Below are 11,942 nucleotides of genomic sequence, written 5' to 3' on the forward strand. Positions count from 1 at the left end.
AGCCAGCAGCACTGAGACCAGCTATGAGGTACCGAGTTTGTCCCGTCCCAGCACCGTCCCACCCGGAAGGCCACAGCAGCGGCGAGGCGCCCTGACGCCCACCCTGATTGTCGTGGCCCTGATCGTCGTGGGCTTCATCTTCTTCGCCAATGTCTGGACGGACGTCCTCTGGTACCAGCAGCTGGGCTTCTTCGAAGTCTTCCTGACCGAGAACCTCGCGCGGATCGCCATCTTCCTGGCCGGCTTCGCAGTGATGTTTGCGGCGGTGTTCTTCGCAATCCGGATCGCCTACACCGCCCGCCCGGTCTACGCGCCCGATTCGGAGGTCCGGGACAACCTCAACCGCTACCAGGCCCAGCTCGAGCCGATCCGCCGGGTGGTCATGATCGGACTGCCCGTCCTGTTCGGGCTCTTCGCCGGCAGCGCGGCCGCCAGCCAATGGCAGAAGGTGCTGCTTTTCTTCAACCAGGAGCCCTTCGGCCAAAAGGACCCGCAGTTTAACCTGGACATCAGCTTCTACCTGATGACGCTGCCGTTCCTCGGTTTCGTCACCGGCTTCCTGATCAGCGTTGTCGTCGTCGCCGGTATCGCCGGCATCCTCACGCACTACCTTTACGGCAGTATCCGCCTGATGGAACGCGGCGTCTTCACCAGCCGTGCCGCCCAGATCCACCTGGCCGTCACCGGCGCGGCGTTCCTGCTGCTGCTGGGCATCAATTTCTGGCTGGACCGCTACTCGGCGGTGCTCAACAGCGGAGGCCGCTGGGCCGGCGCGCTCTACACCGACGTAAACGCCGTCATTCCCACCAAGGCCATCCTCGCCGTCGCCGCGGCTCTTGTGGCCGTCCTGTTCATCGTTGCCGCCGTGATCGGCAAGTGGCGGCTGCCGGTGATCGGCACCGCCATGCTGGTCATCACCTCGATCCTGGCCGGCGGCGTCTACCCCTGGGTAATCCAGCAGTTCCAGGTCCGGCCCTCCGAACTGACGCTGGAGAAGAAGTACATCGAGCGCAACATCGCCATGACCAGAGCCGCGTACGGCCTCGATAAGATCCAGGAAAAGCGCTACGAGGCCACCACCAACGCCACCACCGGCGCCCTCGCTCCGGACGCGCAGACCACGGCGAACATCCGCCTGCTGGACCCCAACCTGATCTCGGATGCGTTTTCGCAGCTGGAACAGTACCGGCCGTACTACCAGTTCCCCAGTGCGCTGAACGTGGACCGCTACGAGGTGAACGGCAAGATCCAGGACACCGTGATCGCGGTCCGCGAGCTGAACCCGAACGGACTGAGCGCCAACCAGCAGTCCTGGCTCAACCGGCACGTGGTCTACACCCACGGTTACGGCGTCGTTGCAGCCAAGGGCAACAAGTTCACCGCGGACGGCAAACCGGACTTCCTGCAGTCGGGCATCCCGTCCACCGGCGTGCTGGGCACCGATGCCAGCTACCAGCCGCGGATCTACTTCGGCGAAAACTCGCCGGACTACTCGATTGTCGGCGCCCCGGACGGTGCCCCGCACCGCGAGCAGGACCGGCCCGCCGCCAAGGAGGGCGACGGCGAGACGCAGTACACGTTTACCGGCAACGGCGGCCCGAACGTCGGCAGCTTCTTCAACAAGGTCCTTTACGCGATCAAGTTCCAGTCCTCGGACCTGATGCTTTCCGACGGCGTCAACGCCGAGTCGCAGATCCTTTACGACCGGAACCCGCGTGACCGGGTCGAGAAGGTGGCCCCCTACCTGACTGTGGACGGAAATGCTTACCCCGCCGTCGTCGACGGGCGGGTGAAGTGGATCGTGGACGGCTACACCACCAGCCCCTACTTCCCGTACTCGCAGCAGGAACAGCTCTCGGACGCCACCAAGGACTCGCAGACGACGGCGAACCGCACCGCGGCGCTGCCGAACACCTCGGTCAACTACATCCGCAACTCGGTGAAAGCCACCGTGGACGCCTACGACGGTTCCGTCACGCTGTACGCGTGGGACGACCAGGACCCGGTCCTGAAGGCCTGGCAGAACATCTTCCCCTCCTCGCTGAAGCCGTACTCGGAGATGTCCGGCGCGTTGATGAGCCACGTGCGCTACCCGGAGGACCTGTTCAAGGTCCAGCGCGAGCTTCTGGGCCGCTACCACGTCACCAACACGGACAACTTCTATACCAACAACGACGCCTGGAGCGTTCCGAACGACCCCACCGTCAAGGAAGAAGGTGTCAAGCAGCCGCCGTTCTACATGTCACTGCAAATGCCTGACCAGGAAAAGCCTGCCTTCCAGCTGACCTCCTCGTTCATCCCGCAGGTGGTCAACGGCAGCGCCCGGAACGTGCTGTACGGCTTCCTGGCCGCCGACTCGGATGCCGGCAACCAGAAGGGCGTGAAGGCGGACAGTTACGGCCAGTTGAGGCTGCTGCAGATCCCGCCGGAAACCCAGGTGCCCGGCCCGGGGCAGGCGCAGAACAAGTTCAACTCGGATCCCACCGTGTCGCAGGCCCTCAACCTGCTGCGGCAAGGAGCCTCGGCGGTACTTAACGGCAACCTGCTGACGCTGCCTGTCGGCGGCGGCCTGCTCTACGTCCAGCCGGTTTACCTGAAGTCGACCGGCGAGACGTCGTACCCGACCCTGCAGCGGGTGCTGGTCGCCTTTGGCGACAAGATTGGCTTCGCACCGACCCTCGACGAGGCGCTGAACCAGCTGTTCGGCGGCCGGTCCGGCGCAACCGCCGGCGACGCCGCCAATAACGGGCAGACACCGGCTGCCCCGGCCCCGGGCGGCACGCCGCCGCCCGCCGGCGGCACGGACGCCAAGGCCGAGCTCAAGGCGGCGCTGGATGAGGCGAACGCCGCGATCAAGGCAGGTCAGGAGGCGCTCGCCAAGGGCGACTTCGCAGCGTACGGCGACCAGCAGAAGAAGCTCTCCGCGGCCCTGCAACGGGCAATTGATGCGGAGGCCAAGGTCGGCACGCCGGCACCGACGCCCGCTCCCAGCGGCAGCGCCACGCCGTCGGCTGCACCGTCACCGTCGCCCTCGCCGAGCAAGTAGGCGGCGAAGCCCGCTGACGGCTGGAGGCCGGGTTCTGCTCACCGGGAGCAGAAGCCCGGCCTTTTGCCTGAGCGGGGAGAGCCCGGCGCGCAGGTGCACCGGGGCCGGCGGTGGGACGGACATCACGCCCTGCGGATTTGGCCTCCCGATCGCCGGCAGGTAAAGTTGATCTTGCGACGCGGGGTGGAGCAGTTCGGTAGCTCGCTGGGCTCATAACCCAGAGGTCACAGGTTCAAATCCTGTCCCCGCAACTGGAAAAGAGGTCCGGAACACTGGAAAGTGTTTCGGACTTCTTCGTTTAACCACCCGCCCGGCCAGCCGGGGGCACTTTCCTTCAGCCGAAGGCATGCGGTGGTTCTCTTCTATGTCCTGATATTCGCCCTCGCGTTCGGGCCGGCGCTCATCCTGGGCGGTCCCGGTGCCCTCCTGGAAGGCGGCATCTACGCGGGGACCGCCACTGCCGCAGATGCGAGTGCTCTCATGGTCGCGGCCATGCTGTCCGGGCCTCCTGCGTACGCGCTGGTGGCCATGCTGATGATCGCGCTCACCTCCGGGCGCGCGGGGCTGCGTGGCCTCCGGTCAAGGACCCTGCGCTGGAGGGTGGGCGTTCGGTGGTACGCCGTTGCCCTGCTGACCGCGCCACTCCTGTGGTTGGGGATCCAGGGCACGCTTTGGCTCACCTCCAGCGCCTATGCCCCCGCCATCATCGCGGCCGAGGACAAAGCGGGTCTGCTGGTGACGGCCCTTGTGGCGGGCCTCATCGCCGGCTTCTTCGAGGAGATCGCCTGGTCCGGCTTCGCAACGCACGAACTTATTAAGCGGCATGGGCCGGTGGCAACGGGACTGATGGTGGGCCTGCCGTGGAGCCTGCTCCACTTGCCGCTCTACGCCGGAGCGCCCTCCGGGGATGTCCCGTGGGCGCTCTCCGTCGCGGTGGGCCTCTTCGCCTGGCTGCCGCCCTACCGGGTGCTCATGGTGTGGGTCTACGCGCACACCCAGAGCGTGCTGATCGCGATGCTCATGCACGTCCCCGTCAGCGCGCTGGGGTTTGTCCTCGGCTCCGCGGCGATGGCGGGGCTACCCGACCTGATCTTTAACCTCATTTTCGGGGTGACGCTCTGGGGCCTGGTAGCAGCGGTCACCGCCGGTCGCAGGAGCACCCCGCAACCTGGGCCGCCGGCCCCGAGGCCGTTACGTGGGACAGAAGAACCAACTGGGGCGCCCTGGTCGGGGCCGGAGTCAAAGTAGGGTAGTGTTGATCCTGCGACGCGGGGTGGAGCAGTTCGGTAGCTCGCTGGGCTCATAACCCAGAGGTCACAGGTTCAAATCCTGTCCCCGCAACCAATGGCAGTAAGGCAAAGGCCCGGATCGAAAGATCCGGGCCTTTGTGTTTCCCTAGCCGTCCTTGAGCCGCTGGTACGTCCCCAGCGCCCGCGCCCGCGACTCCGGCAGCCCGAGGATGGGCTCCGGGTAGCCCGCTGTGGCACCGTCGGCTTTCCACGGTTCATGCACCGCCTTGTCGGACAGGCCCGCGAGCTCGGGGAGGAAGGCGCGCAGGTAGCGGCCCGCGGCGTCGAACTTCTTGCTCTGCGTGACCGGGTTGAAGATGCGGAAGTAGGGCGAAGCATCCGCACCGGAACCCGCCACCCACTGCCAGTTGGCCGGGTTGCTGGCGGCGTCTGCATCCACCAGGGTGTCCCAGAACCAGGCCTCGCCAACCCGCCAGTCAGCCAGCAGGTTTTTCACCAGGAACGACGCTGCCGCCATCCGGATACGGTTGTGCATCCAGCCGGTCTGCCATAGCTGGCGCATGCCCGCGTCAACCAGCGGATAGCCGGTGCGGCCCTGCTGCCACGCCTGCAGCTCTTCGTCTGACGGCGCCCGCCAGGCGAAGCGGTCAAACTCGGGCCGGTAGTTGCGGCTGGCCAGTTCGGGGTTCTCGTAGAGCAGCTGCCAGCAGAACTCCCGCCAGCCCAGTTCGGAGCGGAAGATTGCGACGTCGGCCGGTGCTCCCTGCGGGAAGCGCTCCCGGAGCGCGTGCCAGATTCGGAAGGGGCTGATTTCACCGAAGCGCAGGTGCGGCGAGAGCCGACTGGTGCCCTCAACCCCGGGGACGTTCCTTCCGGTGCCGTACTCGCTGACGGGGCCGTCCAGGAAGTCCTGCAACCGGGCGTGGGCACCTGCCTCGCCCGGCACCCATTCCGCAGCCAGTCCGGCACTCCAGTCCGGGTGCCGGGGGAGCAGACCCCACCCGTCCAGGGCCTCGCTGCCCGGCAGCTGGCCGTCGTCCGCGGCAGCGGGCCGCGGAAGCCAGTCGGGAGCGGCCAGCGGTTGCCGCGGTTCGTGCGCGTCCAGGCAGGCCCGCCAGAACGGAGTGAAGACCTTGTAGGGCCCTCCGGAGCCGGTCCGCACCGTCCAGGGCTCAAACAGAAGGTTGGCTTGAAAACTGGCCGCTGTCAGGTTCTGGCTGGCCGCCCAGTCCTTCAAGGCCGCGTCGACGGCGCGTTCCGGCCCGCCGTAACGGCGGTTCCAAAGGATTCTGGTGGCGCCGGTTTCTTCGGCTAGCCGCCGGATGGTTTGCTCCGCCGGGCCGCGGCGGAGCACCAGGCGGGAGCCGGCCGACTCGAGGTCCCCGGCAAGCGAAGCCAGGGAGTGGTGCAACCACCACTTGGTGGCCGCCCCGAGGGGCCGCATCCCCGGCGAGACCTCGTCCAGGACGTAGACCACCGTGAGCGGACTGCCGCTCGCCGCTGCCTCCGCCAGGGCAGGGTTATCGTCGAGGCGGAGGTCATCGCGGAGCCAAACCAAGGTCGAGGACATGGTTCCACGCTACTGGATCACCGGGCCGGCGGGCCGACGAACCCCGGCACAGCAGAGGCCGGGCCCGCGCGCTGAAGTGCTGCACGCTGGCCCGGCCTCCGGGTCGACTTCCGGCCGTCAAAGGCCGGCGCCGGTTTAGAGCTTGTCGAAGTCGGCCTCGTCGACGGTGGTGCCCGTCTTGGCGCCGGTTCCGGCGCCGAGGGCCTGGGTGGTGCCGCCGGACTTCAAGGCAGCCAGGCGTGCTTCGATTTCGGTCTGCTCGCCCAGGTCCTCCAGCGAGTTGAACTGGGCGTCCAGGCTGGAGGCGGCGAGTTCCTGCTGGCCGCGTACCTTCGCCTCTTCGCGGCGGATCTTCTCTTCGAACCGGCCCACCTCGGAGGTCGGATCCATGATGTCGATGCTCCGGAGGGCATCGTGCACCTGGGACTGCGCCGCCGCCGTCTTCGAACGGGCGATGAGTTCGTTGCGCTTGCTGGTGACGCTCGTTGAGCTTGCCCTTCATCTGGTCCAGGCCGTGCTTGAGCTTGTCCACCACCTCGGTCTGCGACGCGATGCTGGGCTCGGCGGACTTCGCCTCGTTTTCGGACGAGATCTGCCGCTGCAGGGCCACCTTGGCGAGGTTGTCGAACTTCTCGGCGTCCACGGTGTCGCCCTTGGCGCGGTACTCGTCGGCCTTCCGCGAGGCGGCCAGGGCCTTGTTGCCCCAGTCCTGGGCGTTCTTGACGTCTTCGTTGTAGTCGTCCTGGAGCATGCGCAGGTTGCCGATGGTCTGGGCGACCGCTGATTCAGCCTCGGCGATGTTGTTGGTGTAGTCGCGGACCATCTGGTCCAGCATCTTCTGCGGATCCTCGGCCTGGTCCAGCAAGGAATTGATGTTCGCCTTCGCCAGCTGCGCCATGCGGCCGAAAATGGACTGCTTAACCATGGTGTTACCTTTCGTCCTGTCCAGTGGTGGCCACTGAATTCGGTGAACAGTGAAATGTACCGCTTCTACCCGCCGGCTACGGTCGTTGCCGGCGTCTAGTCTGTAGCCGGGCGGCTAAAAGCTTCCGGAGTCTCCGCCGCCGAAGTCGCCGCCGCCGCCGAAGTCGCCGCCGCCCCAGCCGCCGCCGGAATCGCCGCCGCCCCAGCCGCCTCCGCCGCCCCAGCCGCCGCCTCCGCCGCCATGCAGGATGGAGTTGATCAGGATGCCGCCGAGGATGGCGCCGCCGAGGCCGCCGCCCCCGCCGCCGCCAAACATCCCGCCGCGGCCGTAGCCCTGGCTCGCGTAGCCGCCGAACTGGTCAACGTCTGACTGGGCCAGCTGTGCGGCCTGGGCGGCGAGCGAGTGCGCCTGCTGGGCGTACTGAAGGGCGGTGACCGGGTCTGTGCGGGAGATCGACAGGGCGTAGTCGAGGTTGCGCTGCGCCTCCGCGAGCCGGGTGCGCGCTTCCGTGCCGACGCCGCCGCGTCGTGCGGTGATGTAGTCCGAGGTGGCACCGATCTGCGCCTGGGCGGACATGATGCTCTGCTGCAGCGAGGCCTGCGCCCGGCGTGCCTGCTCCTGCTGGTCCCGGATGCCGGTGAGGGCCGCATCGAGGGACTGATGGGCGGCCTCCACACGCTCCAGGGTGGCGATCGGGTCGATTTTGCCGGCCTTCATTTCGGCCTTCACCCGGGCCAGGGCAGCCTCCACGGCGGCGACCGGTCCGGCAAGTTCGGGGTGCGCACCCGCCCGGATCATGGCCTGCGCCTGAGCCAGGTCCTGGGACGTATCGACGACGGCGGATTCGAGTCCGTTGCGGGCCTCGTTGAGGTTCGCTGCGACCTTGTCGATGGCGCCGAGCAGCACGTTGGTCTGGTGCAGGCTCTCCTCGGCGGCCCGGACGGCGACGGCGGCGAGGCTGCCCTCACCGGCGTCGAGCTTGTCCCCGGCCGTGCCGGAGGCGTTCTGCACGAAGGCCAGCCGCTCCTTGGCCTGGCTGATGTTGTCCGTCACCTGCGTCAGGGCGCTCTCGGCGTACTTGGCCCGCAGCTCGGTCAGGGACTGCTCCGCTGCGGCAATCCGGGTCTCGGCCTCCCTCGCGCCGGCGCCGACGGCCGCCAGGGCCTGCGGGGCGTTTTTCTCAAGCTCGCGCAGGGAATCGAAATCCGCTTTCTGTTCCTGCAGCGAAGCCAATGCCGCTTCGGACCGGCGGATGATTTCACCCAGCCAGGTCCGCTGCTGCTCTTCAGTGTCCGGGATGTGGTCGTCGAGCTGCTGCTGAAGTTTAAAGGACTCGGTCATGTGAGCCTTGGCCTCCTGCAGTGCCGTTGTGAAGTTACCGACGGCGGCATCACCGTACTGCGCCTGGGCAAAGCCCAGCTCCTGCTCGCTTGACTTGATGGCGTCGTCGGCCTCGATGAGCAGCGACCCGCTCTTACGCCGCAGTTCCGTGACGCTCAGCCCGGCAAGGGGGTCCAGTTCGGCGCCCTGCGGGCCGTAGCCGGCAGTGTTGGTCCCCGCGGCTTTCTTTCGCCGGCTGCGCAAATAAAGGTAGGTTCCGACACCGCCGGCGGCCACCACGCCGACGCCGACGAGGGCGCCGTTTCCGGCGCCGGAGGGAACCGATCCGCTGCCGCCACCGGCGGCGTCGCCCACCGCCGCGGCGGTGTCAATGGCGGCCTGGGCAAAGTCACGCTTGCCGCCGGCCAGGTTCGCGACGATGGCATTCTGGCTGATGGTGCTGGTCTTGGAGTAGATCGCGCTGGCCGAGTTGGGGGAGAAGTAATACTTACCCTCGTCCGACATGGCGAGGATAACGTCAGCCCGGCCCATGCCCTTCTTGGTGGCCACGGCCTGGGACCAGGCCTTCGGGTCGGCCGGGTTCGTAAAGCTCTTCACCGTGACGACGTAGAGGTTGTACTTGTGGTCCTTCAGGAGCTTCTGCACCGCGTCCTGAACTTCGCCCTTGCGGCTGCCCAGCAGATTTCCGCTGTCCACGACGTTCTGCCCGGACGGAATGGTCACCGGGTCTTCGGCGAGCGCGGGAGCGGCGGGGAGGGCCAGCAGTCCGGCGACGCCAAGGCCCGCAAGGAATCGTTTCATCATTGACCGCATCTGCAACCCTTCAGCACTTCTGTGACCGGAACAGGCCGAACCGGTCGTCTCAGAATGCAGCAGCGCCCCCACGCAGGTGTAAAGCCGCAGGTCGCTGTGGCAATTCCATTTGATTCTATGGTGCACCCCGGGGGGCGTCCACAGCAGCGAATATGCCACCAGCGAAACGGCTGGCGGCTGCCGTGAGCGGAACCCTGCGGGGCCAATAGGTCCTTGCCAGCGTTCAGGAACCTCCCAGCAAATGCCCGCTCTTGTACCAGCCTGCCGCACCATAGTTAACTGCAGACAAGGATGAAAGGAAGTCCCATGACTGAGAACCCAAGGCAGGGCGCGTCACCGGATCCCTCACAGGCGCACCGCGAGCCGGCCGACCAGTCCGCGGGTAACCCCGCGGCACCGCATGGCGCGTCGGCGCAGGATGCAGCGGCGCAGGGTTCGGCGCAGGAGAACCCGACTATGAGGCTCGACCAGCCGGCGGGCGGCGCTCCACATCCGGTGTACCCGCAGCGCCAGCCGGCCTACGGCCAGCATGGGGTTCCCGACACCCAGTTCGGCGCTTCGGCCCATCAGCCTGACAACGGCCGCCCTGCCCAGGGCCCGGCCCAGCCGAATCATTCCGGAGCGGGGCCCGCAGGGTACGGGCAGAGCCAGTACAGCGGGTACGGTAACCAGCCTCCGACCGGTCCGGCACCCCACAACGCGTACAACCACGCCGGCAACGCCCCCAAGCGGAAGGCCGCTTTCGGTGTTCCCACCCTCGTGGCCAGCATCCTTGCCGCAGGCCTGGTCGGCGGCGGTGTGGTGGCGGGCAGCACCGCCCTAATGGGCAACCGTCCGCTCGCCTCGACGGGCAGCACCAGCCAGCCGGGCACCGTGATCGTCAACAACAAGGAAGACGTCAACGCGATCACCGCCGCCGCCCTGAAGGCGTCACCGAGCGTCGTGACCATCAAGGCCACCAGCGGCTCCGAGGGTGGAACGGGCTCGGGCATCATCCTCGACGGTGAGGGCCACGTCCTCACCAACACGCACGTGGTCACGCTGGACGGCAAGACGGCCAAGGCCGCCGTCGAGGTCCGCACGAGTGACGGCAGGGTCTACAGTGCGAAGATCGTGGGCACCGACCCGCTTTCGGACCTCGCCGTAATCAAGATCGACAACGCCTCCGGGCTGGTACCGGCCACGCTCGGCGACTCCGGCAAACTCAATGTGGGCGATACTGCCGTCGCAATCGGTTCTCCGCTTGGACTCACGGGAACCGTCACTGACGGCATCGTCTCCACGCTCAACCGCACTATCAGCGTGGCCTCCTCGGCAGCGCCCAAGGACGGTGCTGACAAATCCCAGGGCGGTGACCAGGGCTTCCAGTTCGCCCCTCCCGGGGGCGGCCAGGCGCCGAGTACCGCAGACCAGGGCAGCATCTCGATCAACGTGATCCAGACGGACGCGGCCATCAACCCGGGCAACTCCGGTGGTGCCCTGGTCAACGCCAAGGGTGAGATTATTGGCGTCAACGTCGCCATCGCCTCAGCCGGCGGGGACTCGAGCGGCAGCAGCAGCGGCAACATCGGCGTCGGTTTCAGCATCCCGATCAACAATGCCAAGCGGGTGGCCCAGGAGATTATCAGCAACGGCAAGGCAACCCATGGCCAACTGGGCGTAAGCGTCAAGTCCAAGCCTGCAGGCGCGTCCTCCTCCGGTTTCTCGGTCGGCGCCGACGTTGCGACCGTCGAGCCCGGCTCGGCCGCTGACAAGGCCGGAATCAAGGTCGGCGATGTGGTGACGAAGTTCCAGGACCTGGCCATCAGCGACCCTAACCAGCTGACCGCCGCGGTGCGCGAGCAGGCAGCGGGGGCGACGGTCAAGGTGACCGTCCTCCGGGGCGGCCAGGAGAAGCAACTCGACGTGACCCTCGGAGCTGCCCCGGAGCTGTAGGCCGGGCGGCATTCAACAACGGGGCCGGGACGCACGCTCAGGTGCGTCCCGGCCCCGTTGCGTACCGCAGAAAGCGCCGTTTCCTTTCCCCGCCGGAGCGCTGCCGGCAGCGCCACTGACCCCGCACCGCCCGCGGACGGGCTATATGGTTAGTTAGGGGCAACCGGCCCCCGGAAGTTTGCTGGCCAACCCGACCCGGCTGGCCGTCCCACCCGCACGGAAGGCTGCTGTAACCACAGTGGAAGACACCCTGAAGATCATTGTGCTGGTCAAGCATGTACCGGACGCGCAGTTCGACCGCCACCTCAGCGGCGCGGACAACACTACGGACCGGTCCGAAAGCATTCTCTCGGAGCTGGACGAATACGCTCTCGAGGCCGCACTGCAGCTGATCGAAGCACGCGGCGGCGAGGCTGCCGGGAACAAAGTCATCGCCCTTAGCATGGGCCCGGCCGGTGCCGTCAACGCGGTCAAAAAGTCGCTCCAGATCGGCGCCACCGAAGGCGTCCACCTCACCGACGAAGCGCTGGCCGGCTCGGACGCTTCCGCCACCTCTTTCGCGCTGGCCGCCGCGATCCGCCACCTGGGCGCAGACGCTGCCGCCGATCTCGTCCTGACCGGCATGGCCTCCACCGACGCCGAAACCTCGCTGGTCCCGGCCCAGCTCGCCGAGCGTCTCGGCCTGCCCCAGGTCACCTTTGCCGCTTCCCTCGACGTCGACGGCGGCCGGCTCACGGCCCGGCGCGAGGGCGACACCTACGCGGTCACGGTCGAGGCCGCCCTGCCGGCACTTGTCTCCGTCACCGACCAGATCAACGAGCCCCGGTACCCGAACTTCAAGGGCATCATGGCCGCCAAGAAGAAGACGATCACCACCCTGACGCTGGCCGACATCGGCGTCGACCCCGGCATGGTGGGACTGGCCGGGTCCTGGACCGCCGTCGAGTCCGCCGAGGCCCGCCCGCCGCGCACCGCCGGCACCATCATCACCGACGAAGGCGACGCCGGCCTCCAGCTGGTCGAGTTCCTGGCCGCCCAGAAGCTGCTCTAAGGGGATTATCC

6 protein-coding genes, 2 tRNA genes and 1 pseudogene are annotated in these 11,942 nt (G+C 67.3%); 6 read left to right on the forward strand and 3 right to left on the reverse strand.

Going from position 1 to position 11,942, the window contains the following annotated elements; all coding sequences use genetic code 11:
* Positions 1–37 precede the first annotated feature (37 nt).
* The 4 genes from QFZ61_RS08520 (at position 38) to QFZ61_RS08535 (ending at position 4,390) form a co-directional block, all read left to right on the forward strand.
* Positions 38–3,046, forward strand: a complete 3,009-nt coding sequence (locus QFZ61_RS08520) for a UPF0182 family protein (RefSeq protein ID WP_307035108.1) — start codon at positions 38–40, stop codon at positions 3,044–3,046.
* Between the two features lie 177 nt (positions 3,047–3,223).
* A tRNA-Met gene (locus tag QFZ61_RS08525) sits at positions 3,224–3,297 on the forward strand.
* Positions 3,298–3,397: 100 nt separating this feature from the next.
* A complete protein-coding gene (locus QFZ61_RS08530; protein WP_307035111.1) occupies positions 3,398–4,294 on the forward strand; it encodes a CPBP family intramembrane glutamic endopeptidase in 897 nt (298 codons plus the stop codon).
* A 19-nt stretch (positions 4,295–4,313) separates the two neighbouring features.
* Positions 4,314–4,390 (forward strand) — tRNA-Met (locus tag QFZ61_RS08535).
* A 51-nt stretch (positions 4,391–4,441) separates the two neighbouring features.
* On the opposite strand, the gene QFZ61_RS08540 is transcribed toward QFZ61_RS08535, so the two are convergent.
* The 3 genes and pseudogenes from QFZ61_RS08540 to QFZ61_RS08550 all read right to left on the reverse strand — a co-directional run bounded on the left by QFZ61_RS08540 (position 4,442) and on the right by QFZ61_RS08550 (position 8,945).
* Positions 4,442–5,866, reverse strand: coding sequence for a deoxyribodipyrimidine photo-lyase (locus tag QFZ61_RS08540; RefSeq protein WP_307035114.1), 1,425 nt, complete (start codon positions 5,864–5,866; stop codon positions 4,442–4,444).
* 135 nt (positions 5,867–6,001) lie between these two features.
* Positions 6,002–6,791: pseudogene (locus tag QFZ61_RS08545) on the reverse strand (PspA/IM30 family protein).
* Positions 6,792–6,905: 114 nt separating this feature from the next.
* On the reverse strand, positions 6,906–8,945 hold the full coding sequence (locus QFZ61_RS08550; protein WP_307035116.1) for a TPM domain-containing protein: 2,040 nt from the start codon (positions 8,943–8,945) through the stop codon (positions 6,906–6,908).
* A gap of 306 nt (positions 8,946–9,251) precedes the next feature.
* On the opposite strand from QFZ61_RS08550, the gene QFZ61_RS08555 reads away from it, so the two are divergent.
* Positions 9,252–10,880, forward strand: coding sequence for a S1C family serine protease (locus QFZ61_RS08555; RefSeq protein WP_307035119.1), 1,629 nt, complete (start codon positions 9,252–9,254; stop codon positions 10,878–10,880).
* Positions 10,881–11,130: 250 nt separating this feature from the next.
* A complete protein-coding gene (locus QFZ61_RS08560; RefSeq protein ID WP_307038074.1) occupies positions 11,131–11,931 on the forward strand; it encodes an electron transfer flavoprotein subunit beta/FixA family protein in 801 nt (266 codons plus the stop codon).
* Positions 11,932–11,942 lie beyond the last annotated feature (11 nt).

The sequence above is a fragment of the Arthrobacter sp. B3I4 genome, from assembly GCF_030816855.1.
Lineage (GTDB): Bacteria > Actinomycetota > Actinomycetes > Actinomycetales > Micrococcaceae > Arthrobacter.